Source organism: Falsarthrobacter nasiphocae (assembly GCF_031456275.1).
GTDB lineage: Bacteria > Actinomycetota > Actinomycetes > Actinomycetales > Micrococcaceae > Falsarthrobacter > Falsarthrobacter nasiphocae.
In genome coordinates, this window is sequence record NZ_JAVDUI010000001.1 from 637,141 (window position 1) to 655,675 (window position 18,535).

Annotated in this window: 17 protein-coding genes; 8 read left to right on the top strand and 9 right to left on the bottom strand. The window is 71.7% G+C overall.

Translation table 11 applies throughout. The annotated features are described in order from the left end of the window. Positions 1–151: 151 nt before the first annotated feature. From J2S35_RS02820 to rsmI, 3 genes are all read right to left on the bottom strand, one after another. Positions 152–1,645, bottom strand: coding sequence for an NAD-dependent succinate-semialdehyde dehydrogenase (locus J2S35_RS02820; protein ID WP_309849578.1), 1,494 nt, complete (start codon positions 1,643–1,645; stop codon positions 152–154). 208 nt (positions 1,646–1,853) lie between these two features. Then, the gene (locus J2S35_RS02825; protein WP_309849580.1) at positions 1,854–2,462 is read right to left on the bottom strand and encodes a LysE/ArgO family amino acid transporter; all 609 of its coding nucleotides are present in this window, start codon (positions 2,460–2,462) and stop codon (positions 1,854–1,856) included. 28 nt (positions 2,463–2,490) lie between these two features. Next, positions 2,491–3,351, bottom strand: a complete 861-nt coding sequence (gene rsmI / locus J2S35_RS02830) for a 16S rRNA (cytidine(1402)-2'-O)-methyltransferase (RefSeq protein ID WP_309849583.1) — start codon at positions 3,349–3,351, stop codon at positions 2,491–2,493. A gap of 66 nt (positions 3,352–3,417) precedes the next feature. Here rsmI and J2S35_RS02835 point away from each other — a divergent pair, with 66 nt between their 5' ends. Together J2S35_RS02835 and J2S35_RS02840 are read left to right on the top strand one after the other, a co-directional pair. After that, positions 3,418–4,893 (top strand): dolichyl-phosphate-mannose--protein mannosyltransferase, encoded by a 1,476-nt coding sequence (locus J2S35_RS02835; RefSeq protein WP_309849584.1) that lies wholly within the window; start codon positions 3,418–3,420, stop codon positions 4,891–4,893. Positions 4,894–4,970: 77 nt separating this feature from the next. Then, positions 4,971–6,752: an AMP-dependent synthetase/ligase gene (locus J2S35_RS02840; RefSeq protein WP_309853001.1), complete on the top strand. Its 1,782-nt coding sequence runs from the start codon at positions 4,971–4,973 to the stop codon at positions 6,750–6,752. On the opposite strand, the gene J2S35_RS02845 is transcribed toward J2S35_RS02840, so the two are convergent. The 4 genes from J2S35_RS02845 to J2S35_RS02860 form a co-directional block, all read right to left on the bottom strand. Next, the gene (locus J2S35_RS02845; RefSeq protein WP_309849588.1) at positions 6,709–7,374 is read right to left on the bottom strand and encodes a TIGR01906 family membrane protein; all 666 of its coding nucleotides are present in this window, start codon (positions 7,372–7,374) and stop codon (positions 6,709–6,711) included. The two genes, J2S35_RS02840 and J2S35_RS02845, sit on opposite strands and share 44 nt — an antisense overlap. Next, the gene (locus J2S35_RS02850) at positions 7,374–8,618 is read right to left on the bottom strand and encodes an Ig-like domain-containing protein (RefSeq protein WP_309849592.1); all 1,245 of its coding nucleotides are present in this window, start codon (positions 8,616–8,618) and stop codon (positions 7,374–7,376) included. Before J2S35_RS02850 ends, J2S35_RS02845 begins: the two co-directional genes overlap by 1 nt. Before the next feature lie 74 nt (positions 8,619–8,692). Continuing rightward, positions 8,693–10,195, bottom strand: a complete 1,503-nt coding sequence (ahcY, locus tag J2S35_RS02855; RefSeq protein WP_309849595.1) for an adenosylhomocysteinase — start codon at positions 10,193–10,195, stop codon at positions 8,693–8,695. A 77-nt stretch (positions 10,196–10,272) separates the two neighbouring features. After that, entirely contained in the window at positions 10,273–10,644 is a 372-nt protein-coding gene (locus tag J2S35_RS02860) for a DUF3499 family protein (RefSeq protein WP_309849597.1), read from the bottom strand. A 68-nt stretch (positions 10,645–10,712) separates the two neighbouring features. Here J2S35_RS02860 and J2S35_RS02865 point away from each other — a divergent pair, with 68 nt between their 5' ends. Then, on the top strand, positions 10,713–11,267 hold the full coding sequence (locus J2S35_RS02865) for a hypothetical protein (RefSeq protein WP_309849599.1): 555 nt from the start codon (positions 10,713–10,715) through the stop codon (positions 11,265–11,267). Here J2S35_RS02865 and J2S35_RS02870 read toward each other — a convergent pair. After that, positions 11,264–11,791: a WhiB family transcriptional regulator gene (locus tag J2S35_RS02870; protein ID WP_309849601.1), complete on the bottom strand. Its 528-nt coding sequence runs from the start codon at positions 11,789–11,791 to the stop codon at positions 11,264–11,266. The genes J2S35_RS02865 and J2S35_RS02870 overlap by 4 nt on opposite strands. Positions 11,792–12,129: 338 nt before the next feature. Between J2S35_RS02870 and J2S35_RS02875 the strand changes: the two genes are divergently transcribed. After that, complete coding sequence (locus J2S35_RS02875) at positions 12,130–12,942, top strand: TIGR03089 family protein (protein WP_309849603.1); 813 nt, start codon at positions 12,130–12,132, stop codon at positions 12,940–12,942. Positions 12,943–12,965: 23 nt separating this feature from the next. On the opposite strand, the gene J2S35_RS02880 is transcribed toward J2S35_RS02875, so the two are convergent. Continuing rightward, positions 12,966–13,517, bottom strand: coding sequence for a GtrA family protein (locus J2S35_RS02880; protein ID WP_309849606.1), 552 nt, complete (start codon positions 13,515–13,517; stop codon positions 12,966–12,968). Between the two features lie 177 nt (positions 13,518–13,694). Between J2S35_RS02880 and J2S35_RS02885 the strand changes: the two genes are divergently transcribed. From J2S35_RS02885 to manA, 4 genes are read left to right on the top strand one after another with little or no spacing between them, the layout of a single operon-like run. Further along, positions 13,695–14,870, top strand: a complete 1,176-nt coding sequence (locus J2S35_RS02885; RefSeq protein WP_309853004.1) for a 5-(carboxyamino)imidazole ribonucleotide synthase — start codon at positions 13,695–13,697, stop codon at positions 14,868–14,870. Between the two features lie 3 nt (positions 14,871–14,873). Next, on the top strand, positions 14,874–15,395 hold the full coding sequence (gene purE, locus J2S35_RS02890) for a 5-(carboxyamino)imidazole ribonucleotide mutase (RefSeq protein WP_309849608.1): 522 nt from the start codon (positions 14,874–14,876) through the stop codon (positions 15,393–15,395). After that, positions 15,396–17,231, top strand: coding sequence for an LCP family glycopolymer transferase (locus J2S35_RS02895; RefSeq protein ID WP_309849610.1), 1,836 nt, complete (start codon positions 15,396–15,398; stop codon positions 17,229–17,231). It begins immediately after the preceding gene. A 13-nt stretch (positions 17,232–17,244) separates the two neighbouring features. After that, positions 17,245–18,471: a mannose-6-phosphate isomerase, class I gene (gene manA / locus J2S35_RS02900; protein ID WP_309849612.1), complete on the top strand. Its 1,227-nt coding sequence runs from the start codon at positions 17,245–17,247 to the stop codon at positions 18,469–18,471. Positions 18,472–18,535 lie beyond the last annotated feature (64 nt).

The following is an 18,535-nucleotide window of genomic DNA, read 5'->3' on the forward strand; positions in this document are numbered from 1 at the left end:
GAGCCGGAGTGACTCACAACCAGCCTGACCCCCAGCGCGGAATAGCGTTTGCCACCGACATTGCCGGTGGCAAACGCCAAACAAGGGGGCATACACGCGCGGGGCGGCCGCGCGCGGGGCATACGCGCGCGGGGCGGCCGCGAAAGGGGTGCTACGCGCGCGCCTCGTCAGCCCACGGGTCCGAGAACCCGATGTACTGCGTGCTGAGGTACTCCTCGATGCCCTCGAAGCCGCCCTCGCGGCCGATGCCGGACATCTTCACGCCGCCGAACGGCGCGGCCGGGTTGGAGACCACGCCGGCATTGATGCCGAGCATGCCGGTCTCGAGCCGCTCCCCCATTCGCAGGGCGCGGTTGAGGTCCTTCGTGAAGGCGTAGCAGACGAGCCCGTAGTCGGCGGCGTTGGCGAGGTTCACGGCCTCCTCCTCGGTGGAGAAGGTGATGACGGGCGCCACGGGGCCGAAGATCTCCTCGGAGAGGACCCGGGCCTCGGCCGGCACGCCGCTGAGGAGCGTGGGCTCGAAGAAGTAGCCGGGGCCGTCGACGGGCTTGCCGCCCGTGACGACGTTCGCGCCCCGGGACACAGCGTCCTCGACGAGCTCCTTGACCTTCTCGCGCGAGTCGGCGTCGATGAGCGGGCCAAGGGTGGACTTCTCCTCGGTCCCGCGCGCCGGGGTGAGGGACGCGAGCTTCTTCGCGAACTTCTCCGAGAACTCGTCGGCGACGCTCTCGTGGACGATGAACCGGTTGGCGGCCGTGCAGGCCTCGCCCATGTTGCGCATCTTGGCGAGCAGGGCGCCCTCGACAGCCTTGTCCAGGTCCGCGTCCTCGAAGACGAGGAACGGCGCGTTGCCGCCGAGCTCCATCGACGTGCGCAGGACCCTCTTGGCCGAGGCGGCGATGAGCCCCTGACCCACCTCGGTCGAGCCGGTGAAGGAGAGCTTGCGCAGCCGGGAGTCCTCAAGCAGCGGGCCCGTGACCTTGGACGCGCTCTTCGTCGTGATGACGTTGAGGACGCCGTCCGGAAGCCCAGCCTCGCGGAGGAGGTCGGCGAAGAGGAGGGAGGTGAGCGGTGTCAGCGTCGCGGGCTTGAGCACCATCGTGCAGCCCGCCGCGATGGCGGGGGCGATCTTGCGCGTCGCCATCGCCAGCGGGAAGTTCCACGGCGTGATGAGCAGGCACGGTCCCACGGGGCGCTTGGCCACCATGAGGCGCGTCTTGCCGTCGGGGGCGGTCGCATACCGGCCGGAGATGCGCGCGGCCTCCTCGGAGAACCATCGGAGGAACTCGCCGCCGTAGGCCACCTCGCCGCGGGCCTCGGCAAGCGGCTTGCCCATCTCGAGCGTCATGAGGAGGGCGAAGTCGTCGGCCCTCTCCTGGAGCAGGTCGAACGCCTTGCGCAGGATCTCGGCGCGCTCGCGGGGGGCCGTGCGGGCCCAGCTCTCCTGGACTGAGCAGGCGGCGTCGAGCGCGGCCTGGCCGTCCTTCGGGGACGCCGAGGCGATGGTCAGGAGGACCTCGCCGGTCGCCGGGTCCTCCACGTCGATGGTCTCGCCCTCGGATCCGTCAACCCAGGACCCGCCGATGAGCAGCTTCGTGGGGACGGATTCGAGCAGGGTCTTCTCGGCGGACGTCGTCTCGCTCATGCCAGCGGCTCCTTCGCTCAGGCGGGCCGCCTCGCCGGGCGGTCCTCACAGACAGGTGTCGTCCTGAGACTATGCCCTCTCGGCCCTGCGTGCCAGGTCCGTCACACAACAGCGTGCCCCGGCCGCTGTGCGCTCGCACCGCGCCAGCACCGTCGTCGGCCGCTCACAGCGCGGACGCCCGCGCACCCCGACCCAACGGGCAGCCGCCCTACCCCACCACGAGGAGGACCGCTATGGCGAGCATGACGACGCCCACGCCCGCGTCAACCGCCCGCCAGACGCCCGGACGCGCGAAGACCGGCGCGAGCGCCCTGGCACCGAAGCCCAGCGCGGGGAACCACAGCAGGCTCGCCGCCATGGCCCCCGCCGCCGCCACCCACGTGTGCTCGCCGAACCGGTTGACCACGGTGCCCAGCGTCAGGACCGTGTCCAGGTAGACGTGAGGGTTGAGCAGGGTCAGGGCGAGCGCCGTGAGCGCCACGGAGCCGGCACTGCGCGGCGCCTCGGCCGCCAGCCCGTCCGAGCCCCGCACCGCCGAGCGGAAGGACGTGAACGCGAACCACACGAGGTACGCCGCACCACCCCACCGCAGCGCCACGAGCACCCACGGGGCCAAGGACGACACGGCCCCGATGCTCGCAGCCCCCAGGGCGATGAGCGCCAGGTCCGCCCCGGCGCAGATCGCGACGACCACCCACACGTGCTCGCGCCGAATGCCCTGCCGCAGCACGTACGCGTTCTGCGCGCCGATGGCCACGATGAGGCCCAGGCCCGCGAAGAATCCGGTAGTCAGAGGGGCAAGGGCGTCAGCGTTCATTCCGCCAACGCTACTCGCCAGCGCGCGCCTACGGCGTGCCGCGGGACGCGAGGACCGCCTGGTAGACCTCCCGCTTGGGCAGGCGGTGCCGCTCAGCCACCACGGCGCACGCGTCCTTGAGGCGGTGGCCCCCGGCCACGAGGCGCTCGACGTCGGCCAGCATGTCGCCTCCGACCTCCTCGCCCCGCTCCGGCGCGCCCTCAACGACGACGACGATCTCGCCGCGCAGCTGCTCCGCCGTGGCCCGCTCGGCCAAGTCCGCGAGGGTGCCGCGCAGCACCTGCTCGTAGTGCTTCGTCATCTCCCGGCACACGGCGGCCGGGCGGGAGGGGCCGAACGCCAGGGCCAGGTCTTCGAGCATGTCGTCGATTCGGTGCGGCGCCTCGAAGAAGACGAGCGTCCGGGACTCCCCCGAGAGGTCGCTGAGCCGCGAGCGCCGCTCCCCCGTCTTGCGGGGCAGGAAGCCCTCGAATGCGAAGCGGTCCGAGGCGATCCCCGAGACCGCGAGCGCCGTGATGGCGGCGCTCGGCCCGGGCACGCACGTGACGGTCACGCCCCGCTCGGCGGCCAGGCGCACGAGCCGGTACCCGGGGTCCGAGACGGCGGGCATCCCGGCGTCCGTCACGAGCACCACCTCCGCGCCAGCCTCAGCGAGGTCCACGAGGCCCGCCGCGGACGTCTCCTCGTTGTGCTCGTGGTGGGCCAGGACGCGGGCGGTGATGTCCAGCCCCAGCGCGGACTGGAGCCGCTGGAACGTGCGGGTGTCCTCCGCCGCGATGACGTCCGCTCCTTGGAGGATCTCTGAGAGGCGGGGGGAGGCGTCCCCGAGGTTGCCGATCGGGGTGCCGGCGAGGACGATTCGTCCCGCGCTCGCGGTGTCTGGGCTCATGGAGGCTCTTCTTTCAGTTCGTCTCCCCCCAACCCTAGTCACACGACCTGTGCCTACGATGGTGAGGTGAAACCGCTGCCGCGCCTGTCGCCCCTCTGGGCTGTCGTCTTCGCCCTCGTGACGGCGCTGGCGGCGGCTCTGCGCCTGACCGGTCTGAACTCTCCGCACGCGCTGATCTTCGACGAGACCTACTACGCCAAGGACGCGTGGGCGCTGCTCAGCTCCGGGTTCGAGCGCTCGTGGGGCCCGGACGCGGACAAGCAGTGGCTCGCGGGGTCCACGGCGGGCATGGGCGCGTCCGGCTCGTACGTGGTCCACCCGCCGCTCGGCAAGTGGCTCATTGCGCTGGGCCTCGGCGCGTTCGGCATGGAGCATGCGGTGGGGTGGCGGATCGCGCCAGCCGTCGTCGGCACCCTGACTGTTCCCCTGCTCGCCTTCACTGCCCGGCGCCTGCTGCGCAGCAACCTGTGGGGCGCGGTGGCCGGCTTCCTCCTCGCGGTGGACGGGATGCACCTCGTCATGTCGCGGGCGGCCCTCCTGGACATCTTCCTCACGTTCTTCCTCCTGCTCGCGTTCTTCTTCCTGGTCCGGGACCGGGATGCGGCCGACGACGCCGCCTTCGGCAGCACCTCCCCCCGCCGTCCGCTCGTTCCTGTCCGCGGCTGGCGCCTCCTCGCGGGGGTGAGCCTGGGGCTGGCGCTCGGCGTCAAGTGGTCCGCCCTCGCGTTCGTGGCGGTGTTCGGCCTCATGACGTGGCTCTGGGACGTGGCGCGCCGCCGGCGGGCGGGCGGCTCGCGGCCGGTCTGGAACGCGGTGGCGGACGCGGGCACGGCCCTGTGGCAGACCGTCGTCGTCGCCGCCCCCGTCTACGTGGCCACGTGGGCCGGGTGGATCGCCACGCGGGGCGGGTACTTCCGCACGTGGGGCGAGGAGCACGCGCACCCGGCGTGGCTGCCGGACTGGGCGGCGTCTCTGGCCCACTACCACGCGAGCGCCTACACGTTCCACAACGAGCTCGACGCAGACCACCCGTACGAGGCCCAGGCCGTCACGTGGCTGTTCCAGGGGCGCCCGACCTCGTTCTTCTACGAGGAGTCCGCCGCGGGGACCGCCGGCTGCGCGGCCGCGAAGTGCTCTTCCGCCATCACGGACCTCGGCAATCCGCTCATCTGGTGGGCGGGGGCGCTCAGTCTCATCGTTGTCACGGCCGCCTGGCTTCTCCGGCGGGACGGGCGAGCGGGCGCGGCGCTCGCGGGCGTCCTGGCGGGCCTGGGCCCGTGGTTCGCGTTCCCGAGCCGGACGATGTTCACGTTCTACTCCGTGAGCTTCGAGCCGTGGCTCATCCTGTGCCTTGTCTACGCCCTGGCGCTCGCGCTCTCGAGCGCGCGCACGCCCCGGAGCCGGGCCGTCGTGGCCTGGTGCATCGCGGGGTTCGTCTGCGTCGCTGCGGCCCTGAGCGCGTGGTTCTGGCCCATCTGGACGGGTCAGGCCATCCCGTACGAGCAGTGGCGCCTGCGCATGTGGTTCGACTCCTGGATCTAGGCTGTCCCTGCACTCCTGGATCGAGGCTGTCCCTGCCGGGCCCTGCTGTGCGGCGAATCGCTAGACTTGAGCCCGTGATGGACAGCACCACGCCCCTCGCGGCGGACCTCCCAGACGAATCGAACATCTCCGATCTCCTCCTCAGCAGGCACGCTGTCGACCCCTCCCGCGTGCTGTTCGTCCGCAAGACGGCGGACGGGTACTCGGACATCACGGCTGAGGATTTCCTGGGCAGGGTGACTGCTGCGGCCAAGGGGCTCATGGCCCTCGGCGTGACGCCCGGGCAGAGCGTCGCCGTCATGTCCTCGACGCGCATCGAGTGGACCGTCGCGGACTTCGCCATCTTCTTCGCCGGCGCCGTCACGGTGCCCATCTATGAGACGTCGAGCGCGCACCAGACGGCGTGGATCCTCTCTGACTCGGAGATTCGGGTCGCGTTCGCGGAGAACGAGCAGAAGGCCGAGGTCCTGCGCCAGGCGGCTCGCGTCAACAGCGCCGAGCCCCCGCAGATCATCCTCTTGTCCGACGACGGCCTGGCGGACCTTGCCCGCCGCGGGGAGGGCGTCACAGACGCCGAGCTCGAGGCCGCCCGCAGCTCCCGCACCCTGGACGACGTGGCGACGGTCGTCTACACGTCCGGCACCACCGGTCAGCCCAAGGGCTGCGAGATCACCCACCGCAGCTTCGCGGTGGTCTCCGTCAACGCGGTCGAGTTCCTCCCGGAGTTCCTCAAGGCCCCGGACGCCCGGACCATCATGTTCCTGCCGCTGGCCCACGTCCTGGCGCGCTGCGTGCAGCTCGTGTGCATTGAGCGCGGCATCACGCTCCTCCACGCCACGGGCGCGGCCGGTCTCGTCGACGACATGGCCGCCTTCCGCCCGACCTTCCTCCTCGCCGTCCCCCGCGTCTTCGAGAAGATCTACGCGCAGGCCCGCTCCCAGGCCCAGTCCGGCGGCAAGGGGCGCATCTTCGACGCGGCCGCGAAGACGGCCATCGACTACTCCCGGGCCGAGAGGCCGGGTCCGCTCCTGCGGGCCAAGCACGCAGTGTTCGACCGCCTGGTCTACCGCCGGATCCGGGACGTCTTCGGCGGCCTCGTCAAGTACACGGTCTCGGGGGCGAGCCCCCTTGCCCCGTCCTTGTCCCACTTCTTCGACGGAGCCGGCATCGTCATCCTCGAGGGCTACGGCCTGACCGAGTCCACGGCGCCGCTGACCGTCAACCCGGTCCGCGAGCCGCGGATCGGCACCGTGGGCCTGCCCATGCCCGGCACGACGCTGCGCATCGCGGAGGACGGCGAGGTCCTCGCCCGTGGCGTCGGCATTTTCAGCGGGTACCGCAACAACGAGGAGGCCACCCGCCAGTCGTTCCGGGACGGGTGGTTCGCCACCGGGGACATGGGGCGCCTCGACGAGGACGGCTACCTGACCATCACGGGCCGCAAGAAGGAGCTCATCGTCACGGCCGGCGGCAAGAATGTGGCCCCCACGCCGCTCGAGGAGCGCATCCGGGAGCACGACCTCGTGGACCAGGCCGTGCTCATCGGGGAGGGGCGGCCGTTCGTCTCCGCCATCATCGCGCTGGACGCCGAGGCGCTCCCCCGGTGGTCAAAGGCGGAGCTGGGCCGCACGATCTCCCCCGAGGAGGCCGTGACGAGCGAGGAGGTCCGGGCGGCCGTCCAGACCCAGGTGGACTACGCGAACGAGCTCGTCTCCCGCGCGGAGGGCGTTCGCCGGTTCGTGCTGACCACGGAGCCGTTCGACGAGGGCTCGGGGCGTCTCACGCCGTCCCTCAAGCTGCGCCGCTCCGTGGTCCTCACGGATTTCGCCGACGAGATCGAGTCCCTCTACCGGCGGTGACGAGCGCCGCGAGGCAGAGGCCCACGGTGACGAGGGCGATGAGAATGCCCGCGTCCATCCAGAACTGCTCGGGGTAGACGCGGATGAGCGTGTCCCGCGTGGAGAACATCCACGTCCCGTCCTTGAAGAACAGGGAGTGGACCCACGCGAAGAAGCGCTCGAAGCCGAGGACGGCGCTGACCGCGAGCGCGGCCATGAGACCGAGCGTCAGGATCGCGCCGCCGCGCAGTGCGCCGCGGGCGAGCGCCGGGGTCCGGCGGAGCAGCAGCAGAATGAGGACGATCACGCAGGCAGCGAGGAGCGTGAGGTCGAGGCCCGTGCCGAGCACAGCCTTGACGTCAGCCATGTGGCTGACCTCTTCGGGCCGGAACGCGGCGCCGCCCCCGGGCAGGCGGAGCCCGGACAGGTACCGCTCATCCGCGTCGTTGGCGATGTATTCCAGGCCGTACGAGCCGTAGAGCAGCCGGTCAGCCTCGGAGAACCCGAAGGGGTCCTCCGGGAAGCCGGGCCTCGCGTACTCGAACGCGAGGAAGGTGTGGCTCATGGCCGCGCGGACGCCGAGGCCCAGGGCCGCGGCGGGGAAGAGAAGGGCGGCGAGGGCCGCGGCGAGCCTGCGCAGCATCAGACCCCGTACTCCTTCCACGGCACGTTCCAGTCCATGAAGCCCTTGTCCATGGAGGCGGTGCCGTTGCCGGTGTCCCGGACCTCGATGTAGTCACCGATCGTGAAGTTCTCGTAGATGAACTTGGCCCCGTCCTCGGCCAGGCTCACGCATCCGTGCGAGATGCGGTCCCTGCCGAGCGCGGGCAGGGCCGAGTCAAGGACCTTGTGGACGAACACGCCCGTCGAGGTGAGCCGCGACGTGTACTCGTACTCGAACGGCTCGTAGTAGTCCTGGTCCCCCGGCTTGAGGCCGATGGACTCGGCACGGAACATCGTCTTGCGGGCCTGCTCCATGATCGGGAAGATTCCGTCCGCGCTGGGCCAGCGCTCGTTGCCGAGCGTCGTCGGGAACGTCCTGACGTGCTTGCCGTCGATGTAGACGCGCAGCATGAGGTCTTTGTCGCTGACCACCGCGTGGCGGTCGTTGTGCGTCTGGAAGGCGTGGGTCGCGTCGAAGTTGCCGATCATCCCGCCGCCGACGTCCACGCCGAACATCTTGAAGTCCACCGTGATCGTCGAGTTCGGGGCCCAGAACGCCTCGGGGCGGTACCGGACCACCTTGTCCGAGAGCCAGTAGAAGCGGCCCTTCTGCCCCGAGGAGGACGTGATCGTGATGGCCTTCTCGACGTCCTTCTTGTTCGTCACCGGCTCGGAGAACGTGATCTGGACGGGCTGCGCGATGCCCACGGTCGAGCCCTTCGGCGGGTACGCGAAGGCGTCCATCTGGTTCGGCGGGGTCGTCGTCGAGAACGTCGAGGTGGCGCCCTCGGACTCGCTCGCGCCAGCGTAGGCGACCGTGTACTGCTCGTCGAACGCGAGGCGCTCGGCGCTCTTCCACGAGGAGCCGTCCGCCGCGAGCGCGCCCTTGACGGCCTTGCCTGCGGCGTTCTTCACGGTGACGGCCGTGAGGCGGCCCTGGGAGGCGGTCACGGTGACGCCGTCGACCGGGTTGACCTCAGTGGAGCCGTCGGCGGGCGTCACCGTCGCCTTGAGCGCGGCGGCCGTGCCGCTCGTGGAGGGGCTCGCGGCGGGCGTCGAGGCCCGCGGGGACGCGTCGTCGCCCTTTCCCGCGCAGGAGGCCAGGAACAGCGCGGACGCGCTGGCCACTCCGGCGACGACGACGCGCCGCGGAACAGGGGCGCCGCTGCGAGAGCCGGCTGCAGCGCGGCCCGGGAACGAGTCGGGGGAACGGAAGAGTGCCATTCGGCCATTCTAGGCCCCGGACCGTGACGCGGACCCCATGGAGCGGGGCCCGCGCCTGTCCGGCGCGGGCCGCCTCAGTAGCGGTAGTGGTCCGGCTTGTACGGGCCGGCCGCGTCCACGCCGATGTACGCCGCCTGCGCCTTGGAGAGCTCGGTCAGGCGCACGCCCAGGGCGTCGAGGTGAAGCCGGGCGACCTTCTCGTCGAGGATCTTCGGCAGCACGTAGACCTGATTCGCGTACTCCGGCGAGCCGCCCGCCGTGGTGCGGCCGTGCTTCGTGAAGAGCTCGATCTGCGCGATGGTCTGGTTGGCGAAGGAGTTCGACATGACGAACGAGGGGTGGCCCGTGGCGTTGCCGAGATTGAGGAGACGGCCCTCGGAGAGGACGATGATGCTCCGCTCGTTGTCCGTCCCCTCCCCGAGCACCCACTCGTGGACCTGGGGCTTGATCTCGACCTTCCGCACGCCCTCGGTCTTGGCGAGCGAGGCCATGTCGATCTCGTTGTCGAAGTGCCCCACGTTGCCGACGATGGCCTTGTTCTTCATCCGCAGCATGTGCTCGGCGCGGATGACGTCCTTGTTGCCCGTGGTCGTGATGAAGATGTCCGCGTCCTCGACGACGTCTTCGAGCCGCGCCACCTGATACCCGTCCATGACGGCCTGGAGCGCGCAGATCGGGTCCACCTCGGAGACGATCACGCGCGCGCCCTGGCCGCGCAGGGCCTCGGCGGCGCCCTTGCCGACGTCGCCGTAGCCCGCCACGAAGGCGACCTTGCCGCCGATGAGGACGTCCGTGGCCCGGTTGAGCCCGTCCGGCAGCGAGTGGCGGATGCCGTACTTGTTGTCGAACTTGGACTTCGTCACCGAGTCGTTGACGTTGATCGCGGGGAAGAGCAGCTTGCCCTCCTCGGCGAGCTGGTAGAGGCGGTGCACGCCCGTCGTCGTCTCCTCCGTGACGCCCTGGATGCGCTCGGCGAGGCGCGTGAAGCGCTGGGGGTTCTCCGCGAGGGACTCGCGGAGGGCCGCGAGGATGACCGTGTACTCGTAGGAGTAGTCCTCGTCCCCCTCCTCCGGGTCCGCGGGCACGGTGCCGGCGGCCTCGAACTCGACGCCCTTGTGGACGAGGAGGGTCGCGTCGCCTCCGTCGTCGAGGATCATGTTGGGGCCCGCGTCCGGGTTCTCGTCGGCGCCCGGCCAGGTCAGGATCTGCCGGGTGGCCCACCAGTACTCGGGCAGGGTCTCGTTCTTCCACGCGAAGACCGGCACGCCCTCGGGGCGCTCCGGGGTTCCCTGGCCGACGACGACGGCTGCCGCCGCCTCGTCCTGGGTGGAGAAGATGTTGCAGCTCGCCCAGCGGACCTCCGCGCCGAGGGCCGTGAGCGTCTCGATGAGGACGGCAGTCTGGACGGTCATGTGGAGGGAGCCCGCGATGCGCGCGCCGCGGAGGGGCTGCTCCTCCGCGTACTCCTCCCGCAGTGCCATGAGGCCGGGCATCTCGTGCTCGGCGAGTCGGATCTGGTGCCGTCCCGCCTCGGCGAGGCTGAGGTCGGCGACCTTGTAATCGTTCGGTTCGAGCATGATTCCTCCGGTGTTCTCCCCCGGGGGTCCGGGGGTTGGGGCGGTGGTGTGGTGCTGCGGCGCGGGGGTCCGGCCTGTCAGCGGCGGAAGGGCCTCACGGTGTCGTCGTCGGCGGCGCTCGCCTGGGGGCGGCTCAGCGGGGTCCGCCACGAGCGCTGGCGGACGGGTGCGGCCTCGAGCGGCTCCTCCTCGGGCTCGGCCACGGCGTCGACGACGGCGCTCAGGCCGTCCGGGTCGACGTCGGGGGCGGGGAGGGCCAGGCGCACGATCTCCCACCCCCGAGGGGCGGTGAGCCGGTCTGAGTGCGTGAGGCACAGGTCGTACGTGTGCGGCTCCGCCTGGAGCGAGAGCGGCCCGAGCACGGCGGTCTGGTCCGCATGGCTGTACGTCAGCGTGGACACGGCAGGCTCAGAGCAGCCGATCTTGGAGCAGTGGCGGTAAGCGATCACCCCATGAAGATTACCGGTTTCGGCGCCCGCAGGCGCCGCCGGGGGGCCTGCGGCCGTACCCTGGTGGGATGGACTCGCCGAACACCGGGGCGCGACGCCGCGCCCGCAACCGCCACGGACGGGGTGCCCGGGGCGCCCTTCTGCCCGCGAGCCTGCGGGCCGCTCGCCGCCCCCTCCAGGAGTTCTCGGAGATCGCGGGGCGGGCCCTCGGGGCGCTCCCCGCGCACGTCACCGAGCGGCTGGAGGGCGTGGACGTGCTCTCGCTCGACACGCCGACGACGGAGGCGCTCATGCCCGGGGACGACGCGCGGGCTCCCCTTCTGGGAACGGCCCAGTCTGCCGCCGCCCAGGCGAAGACGGCCCAGACGAGGGGCACCGGAGCGGGAGCGGACGGTGCTGGCGGGGACGGCGCCGGGGGAGGCGGCGCTGCGGCGGGCCTCGTGGGCCCGGCGCCAGCCCTGCGAGACCGGGTTCTCCTGTACCGGTGGCCCATCCTCCTGGAGGCGAAGAGGGAAAAGCGGCCGGTCGGGGACGTCGTCGCTGACGTCATCGCTCTCCAGCTCGCCGTCCTCTGGGGGTCCCGCCCGGAGGACGTGGACCCGCGGTTCGGTCAGCCGCGCTAGCGTCCGTCGCGGCGGATCCGGCGGCGCTCCCGCTCGGAGAGGCCGCCCCAGATTCCGAATCGCTCGTCGTTCGCGAGCGCGTAGTCGAGGCACTCCTGGCGCACGGAGCACCCGGAGCAGACGCGCTTTGCGTCCCGGGTGGAGCCGCCCTTCTCGGGGAAGAACGCCTCAGGGTCCGTCTGGGCGCAGAGGGCCTGGGCCTGCCAGGCCAGGACGCCGCCTTCGTCGTCCGCGAACGGTGCCACGGCGTCCCAGAAGGAGGCGGCGTCATCGGTGGAGGGGGCCTCGAGCCCGGGGCTGGTGTCCGCGAAGCCCTCGCTGAGGAGGCGCGGGGCCGCGTCCGTGAGAAGTCCGGCCTCGTGGGCGGCGAGGAAGGCGGTGGCCGCCTCGTCGAGCGCCGTCTCTCGCGCGGCGGGCGAGGCCGGGTCGAGGAACCAGTCCTGGGGAACGTCCCTGTGGCGAGCGCGTTCGGCCTGCGAAGCCGCCTGCTCGTTCGCCGCCTCGGCGTGTTGTGCGTATCCCATTCGGATTCCTCCCGGGTGACACGTGAAAGCGCTGCTACCGGCAACCGGCCGCAAGAATCAGCGCGGTGAAGAGGTTTCACGGCGCCAGCGCCTCGCGAGCCCAGGCACCGTGGCGGTGCCGCGGGCGGGGATCGTTCGCCACGAGGCGCGGGGAGTCTTGAGCCCCCTGCTCCGAGCGGCCGCGAATCGCCGGCATGATGTTCTATGGTCAAGGTGTGCGGGGCGGCCGAGAATCGGTCTCCCACATCCCTAATTACACGCGTGTAAGTCCGCTTTCGTCAAGCCGGAGCACGCCCCAGTTAAGCACTGAACTCACCGCCCCAGGAGCCTCGCAGACCATGGACCTAACTCCCTCTCGTCCGTCCGCCGCAGGACTCACCACGGCCGGGGCGGCCTCGGCCGTCGCCTCCGCGCTCGGCCCCCGGCCCGGCATCACCGTCTACCGGCCGGGCGGCGAGCGAATCGAGCTCTCCGGCGCCGTCCTCGCCAATTGGGCGGCCAAGACCGCGGGCCTCCTCACCGAGGAGCTCGACCTCATGTCCGGCGAGCGGATCGCCCTCTCCGCCGAGTGGGGGTGGCGCGCCCCCGCCTTCGCTCTCGGCGCCTGGGCGGCGGGACTCGACGTCCTCTCCCCTGACGACGACGACGCGGCCGCCGCGCACCTGGCCACCGACTCGCCCGAAGAGGCCGCCCAGTTCTCCACGGAGAGCACCGCCCTTCAGCGATGCATCCTCCTCCCCCGCGACGACACGGCAGACCGCTGGGAGGACGCCTCCGGCGCCGCCTTCGCCGAGGCCTTCCCCGACGCGGGGCGGGACGTGTGCGACTACGCGGCCCTCGTGCGCGGGTTCGCCGACGTCTTCACGCCCTTCGAGCCCGTGACGGGCGCTCCGCTGGCCGTGTCCGAGCGGTGGGCTGGCGCCGAAGGGGCCGGGCGAGTGCTCATCCAGCCGGCGAGCCCGGCTCAGGCGGGGCAGACGAGCCAGTCGGGCGCCGGGCGGGGCCCCGGCGAGCTCATGCGCGCGGAGGACATCACCTCCCTCGCGGCGCTCCTGGCGGGCGGGCAGGGCGTCGTCGTCGTCTTGGACCCCCAGGCGGACATCCAGCGGATTGCCGAGAGCGAGAAGGCACGGCCGCTGAACCTCGCGTGACGCTCAGGCGGGGCGGCTGACGCTCACTCGGGGCGTGCGGCGCCCGAGCGCTCGGGGCGGGGCTGGGCACCCGAGCCCGGGAGGCTCGGCTCGTCCTCGAAGATCCGGTGATCCTCGGCCCACTCGGGGTCCGCGTCCAGCTCGCGGTTGAAGATCCAGAAGCGGTAGGCGAAGAAGCGGACGATCGTCGCGAGAACCACGCCGAAGTTGCCCCACATCCACACGACATTCTTGTTGTCGATGTTGAGGCCGTACTTCGCGAACCAGGTCGTGCCGGCCGCGATGCCCATGCCGAAGAGGTTGATGAGGACGAACTTGGCGAACTCGCCCCACTTGTTCTGCGCGCGGCGGTCCCGGAACGTCCAGAGGCGGTTGGCGACCCAGGCGAAGACCGTGGCGATGGTCGCGCCCACGAGGCGCGCCTTGGCATCAGAGCCGTCCATGATCGTGTGGACGAGGACCCACGTGGTCCCGGCCTCGATGATGAACGCCACGCCGCCGACGGCCCCGAACTTCGCCACCTCTCGCCAGAAAAGCGCCACAAGCGACTGGAGCTTGGCGATGATTCTCTTCACAGGTGAGGCACCTCGGTCGACGTTCGGGACAGGATTCTCGCGCGGCCGACTGCCGTCACGGGTCTGACGAGTCTATCCCGTCCGGGAGGCGATCCCCGATAAGCTGGCTGGGTGACTGCTGACAACGCTCCTGCTCCGTCCGCCCCCGGGCCCGCCCGCCCCGCCACAGACCGCGCGCTGCGCGTCGGCGTGGTCGGCGGCGGCCAGCTGGCCCGCATGATGGCCGGGCCCGCCCTGGAGCTCGGGATCGAGCTCTCCATACTCGCGGAGGATCCGTCCGTCTGCGCGGCGTCTGCGGCCTCCCGCGTCGCCTTCGGCGCGGGCCAGGACCTCGCCGCCCTCCGGGCGTTCGCCCAGGGCCTCGACGTCCTCACGTTTGAGCACGAGCACGTTCCGCAGGACTGCCTCCAGGCCCTTGAGGCCGAGGGCGTCAACGTCCAGCCGCCCTCCGCGGCCCTCCTCTACGCGCAGAACAAGCTCCACATGCGGCGGAAGATGGCCGAGCTCGGCCTGCCGAACCCCGAGTGGGCGGCCGTGTCCACCGTGGCGGACATCGTGGCGTTCGGCGAGCGAGCCGGCTGGCCCGTTGTCGTCAAGACCCCCCAGGGCGGCTATGACGGCAAGGGCGTCGCCTTCCTCTCCTCCGCAGACGACGCCGAGCGCGTGGCCGCGTGGTTCGAGCAGTTCGACGAGCTTCTCGCCGAGGAGGGCGTGGACTTCGCCCGCGAGCTCTCCGCCCTTGTCGCCCGGCGCCCCAGCGGAGAGACCCGCGCGTGGGCCGTCGCCCACACGGTGCAGACGGACGGGGTGTGTGACGAGGTCGTCGCCCCCGCCCCTGGGCTGTCCGAGGACACGGCGAAGGCAGCGCTCGAGACGGCCCGCCGCATCGCCGAGAGCCTGGGCGTCACGGGCGTCCTCGCAGTCGAGCTCTTCGAGACGCCCGGCCGCGGGCCTGGGTTTGTCATCAACGAGCTCGCGATGCGCCCGCACAACACGGGCCACTGGACCATGGACGGGGCGGTGACGGGCCAGTTCGAGCAGCACGTCCGCGCCGTCGCGGACCTCCCCCTCGGGGACACGCGCGCCCTCGCGGAGACTGCCGTCATGAAGAACGTCCTGGGCGGAGCGGTGCAGCACACGCCCAGCATGCTTCCGGCCGCGCTTCAGCACGCGCCCACATCCAAGGTGCATCATTACGGGAAGTCCGTCCGCCAGGGACGCAAGATCGGACACGTCAACGTGCTCGGTCCCGCCTCGGAGCTGGACGAGTCGCGCCGCCTGGCGCGAGAGACCGCCGCCATCCTCCGGGACGGCAGCCCCGAGACCGCCACCGCTCCCGAGACTGAGGACTAACACATGACCACGCAGCCGATCGTCTCCGTCATCATGGGCTCAGACTCCGACTGGCCCGTCATGAGCCAGGCCGTCGAGGCCCTGCGCTCGCTGGACATCCCCGTCGAGGCGTCCGTCGTCTCGGCCCACCGCATGCCGGAGGACATGGTGGCCTTCGCCCGCGGCGCGCACTCGCGCGGAATCCGCGTCATCATCGCCGGCGCCGGCGGGGCCGCCCACCTTCCGGGCATGGTCGCCTCCATGACCCCGCTGCCGGTCATCGGCGTGCCGGTCCGCCTCAAGAACCTGGAGGGCCTCGACTCCCTCCTGTCGATCGTCCAGATGCCCGCGGGCGTCCCCGTGGCCACGGTGTCCATCGATGGCGCCCGCAACGCTGGCCTTCTCGCGGCCCGCATCCTCGCGGCGGGCGCGGACGAGGCGGCGGCCGAGCTCCGCGAGCGCCTCGTCGACTTCTCCTCCGACCTTCGGCGGCAGGCCATCGAGAAGGGGGAGAGGCTGTCCTCCCTCGCGGAGGAGCGCCCCTGAATGGGCCCCGAGGAGATCGGCGCCCGACGCCCCCTGACTGACGGCTCCTCCCTGCACGAGGGGGAGCAGGAGGGGGTCGTCAGCGCTCGCAAGTCCCTTCATGACGACGACGGCGCCTGGCGGCAGCCCGCCCCCGCGCCCGAGCCGGAGGTCGCCGCACGGCAGCCCGCCCCCGCGCCCGAGCCGGAGGTCGCCGCACGGCGGTCCGCCGCCCGGGATGAGCCGGAGGTCGCCGCACGGCGGTCCGCCGCCCGGGATGAGGCGGAGTGGTCCGAGCCGCCCCGCCGCTCCGGGAGGGGCGCCAGCGTTCGAGCCCCCCGCTCGGGCAAGCGCGCCGCCGCCCTCCTCGCCATGACGGCGTTCCTGCCCGGCCGGGCCCAGGCGGCGGCCGGCCCGCGGCCCATCGGGCGGCTTGCGATCCTCATCACCCTGGCGTGCTGGGCGGTCCTGGCACTGACCGCCATCGGATTCCTCGTCCTGCGGGGCGCCACGATCAACACGATCATCTCCCCGGTCCTCGCGCCCGTCATTTGCACGGTCCTCGTGGGACTCGGCATCGGCTGGGCCCTCCTCTGGCTCATGACGCTCTGGGCCGCGAAGCCGGGCAGCCTCGGTCCGGCCAAGGGCGGCGCGGTCGCCGTCGCCACCCTCCTCCTCATGGCCGTCACGAGCGGCACGCTCTTCGCTGCGGCCTACTCGCTCAACGCGGCGACGCAGGCCTTCAACTCGATGTTCGCGGACGGCGACGAGGTCAAGCCCGTCAACGGCCGGTACAACATCCTCCTCCTCGGCGGGGACGGGGGCTCGGACCGCACGGGCCGCCGCCCGGACAGCCTCTCCGTCCTCAGCATCGACGCCGCCACGGGAGACACGGTCTCGATCGCCATCCCCCGCAACCTCCAGAACGCGCCGTTCCCCGAGTCCTCCCCCCTCCACGCCGTGTACCCGGAGGGCTACAACTGCGGCGACGACTGCATCATCAACACCCTCTACGGCACCGTCAACCAGGACTACGCCCATCTCTACCCCGGGGCCAAGGACGCGGGCGCCAAGGCCATGATGGACGCGGCCAGCGGCGTGACGGGGCTGACCGTCACCGGGTACTTCCTCCTGGACATGGGCGGGTTCAGCGAGATGGTGGACGCGATGGGCGGCGTCAGTGTCAACTCCGGCGGCTGGGTCCCCGTGACGAGCGGTGAGATCCCCGGCACCAGTCCCGTCCGGCACTACCCGCCGAGCGAGTGGATGGCGCCCGGGCGGCTGACCCTGGACGGCTATCACGCCGAATGGTTCGCCCGGTCCCGCGAGTTCGCGAGCGACTACAACCGCATCAAGCGCCAGCAGTGCGTTCAGTCGGCGATGGTCAACAAGCTCTCCCCCGCCCTCCTCGCGTCCCGCTTCGGCGCCATCGCGAAGGCCGGGTCCACCCTCGCGGAGACGAACATCGCCCGCAATCGCATCGGGTACATCGTGGACGCCGGGCTGCGCTCCCGAGGCAAGGAGCAGCGCCGCCTGACCGTCGGCGCGCCGGACTTCCCCGACCTGTTCTCCACGTACCCGGACTTCGACCTGGTCCACACGCGCGTCCGGGACCTCGTGTCCGACGCGCCCTCCGCTTCCACGGGGGCTGTCAGGGCCCCCGTGGCCGCGGCGCTCCCCCGCCTCGGGGCGGCACCGTGGGCGCCAGCCTCCGTCGTCGTCCCCCAGGCAGCCACGAAGGCCCCGGACGGCACTCCGATCACGCCCGAGTACCTCAATCGGCTCGCCCAGGAGCGCGACGACGACACCCTCGCCGCCATTGTCAAGGACAATGGGAACTGCACCCCCGCCGAGTGACGAAGGAATCCCAATGCGACTATTGCGCAACCCCGTGCGCCCATATCCCTGGGGCTCACGGACCGCCATCCCCGAGCTCCTGGGCGAGGAGCCCACAGGCGAGCCGCAGGCCGAGATGTGGATCGGGGCGCACCCGGCATCCCCGTCCACCGTGGAGGTGCACGGGCGTGAGGTGCCGCTGACCGAGTACATCGCGGAGCGGCCCTCCGAGCGGATCGGTGCGGACGCGCAGCAGCGCTTCGGCGGGCTCCCGTTCCTCGTCAAGCTCCTCGCCGCAGACGCCCCCCTCAGCCTTCAGGTCCACCCGAGCATTGAGCAGGCGAAGGCCGGGTTCGCGGCCGAGGAGGCGGCTGGCGTGCCGCTCGACGCCCCCCACCGCAACTACAAGGACGCCAACCACAAGCCCGAGATGATCGTCGCCCTGACGGACTTCGAGGCGCTCTCAGGGTTCCGCGCCCCCTCGCAGACTCTCGGCCTCGTCGAGGCGCTGGCCCCCCTCGCGGCCGGGTCCCCCTCGGCGGAGGGGCTCCTCTCCGAGCTCGCCGGCGCCCTCCGTGCCGACGACGAGGGCGAGGCCCTCCGGGCCGCCTTCACGCTCGCCCTGACGGACCCGCGCTCGCCGGGTGCCGTCGATCTCCTCGCCGCAGCGCTCCGCTCCGCAGACCTCGAGGCCGGGCCCCTCGCCGCGTGGACCGCCGAGCTGCGCACCGTGCTCGGCCTGCACGAGGCCTACCCCGGGGACCCCGGCGTGCTCGTCGCGCTGCTCGTCAACGTCGTCCGCCTCGCCCCCGGTGAGGCTCTCTTCCTCGGCGCAGGCAACCTCCACGCGTACCTCAAGGGCTTCGGCGTCGAGGTCATGGCCACGAGCGACAACGTCCTCCGCGGCGGGCTCACGCCCAAGCACGTCGACATTGACGAGCTCATGAAGACCCTCTCCTTCCAGGCCCTGCCCGCGCCGCGGTGCGAGCCCGAGACCGCCGAGTTCTCGGCTGGCCGCCGCGAGGTCTTCGCGCCGCCGTTCGATGAGTTCTCGGTGGAGCGGTTCACCTTCACGGTGGACGGCGCCGTCACGGGGAAGACCCGCGGCGCAGCCGTCGTCGTCGTCACCGAGGGAACCGCCACGGTCGAGGGCACGGCTCTGAGCCCCGGGCACGCCGGGTTCGTCTCAGCGGACGACGCCGCCCCGGTCATCGCGGCCACCGCCGGCACCGTCGTCTTCCTCGTCACGGGCGCCGCGTAGGCCCAGCGCCACGGCGCCCCGCCGGCCCCCTCCGCCCCGGACCGTCACCGGCCGCCCCGCCAGT

Coding starts and splice junctions, on each gene's coding strand:
- J2S35_RS02870 (WP_309849601.1), bottom strand. CDS start 11,791: ATGGGATACGCACAACACGCCGAGGCGGCGAACGAGCAGGCGGCTTCG.
- J2S35_RS02845 (WP_309849588.1), bottom strand. CDS start 7,374: ATGCTGCGCAGGCTCGCCGCGGCCCTCGCCGCCCTTCTCTTCCCCGCC.
- J2S35_RS02865 (WP_309849599.1), top strand. CDS start 10,713: ATGGACTCGCCGAACACCGGGGCGCGACGCCGCGCCCGCAACCGCCAC.
- J2S35_RS02840 (WP_309853001.1), top strand. CDS start 4,971: ATGGACAGCACCACGCCCCTCGCGGCGGACCTCCCAGACGAATCGAAC.
- J2S35_RS02875 (WP_309849603.1), top strand. CDS start 12,130: ATGGACCTAACTCCCTCTCGTCCGTCCGCCGCAGGACTCACCACGGCC.
- rsmI (WP_309849583.1), bottom strand. CDS start 3,351: ATGAGCCCAGACACCGCGAGCGCGGGACGAATCGTCCTCGCCGGCACC.
- purE (WP_309849608.1), top strand. CDS start 14,874: ATGACCACGCAGCCGATCGTCTCCGTCATCATGGGCTCAGACTCCGAC.
- J2S35_RS02820 (WP_309849578.1), bottom strand. CDS start 1,645: ATGAGCGAGACGACGTCCGCCGAGAAGACCCTGCTCGAATCCGTCCCC.
- J2S35_RS02825 (WP_309849580.1), bottom strand. CDS start 2,462: ATGAACGCTGACGCCCTTGCCCCTCTGACTACCGGATTCTTCGCGGGC.
- J2S35_RS02850 (WP_309849592.1), bottom strand. CDS start 8,618: ATGGCACTCTTCCGTTCCCCCGACTCGTTCCCGGGCCGCGCTGCAGCC.
- J2S35_RS02895 (WP_309849610.1), top strand. CDS start 15,396: ATGGGCCCCGAGGAGATCGGCGCCCGACGCCCCCTGACTGACGGCTCC.
- manA (WP_309849612.1), top strand. CDS start 17,245: ATGCGACTATTGCGCAACCCCGTGCGCCCATATCCCTGGGGCTCACGG.
- ahcY (WP_309849595.1), bottom strand. CDS start 10,195: ATGCTCGAACCGAACGATTACAAGGTCGCCGACCTCAGCCTCGCCGAG.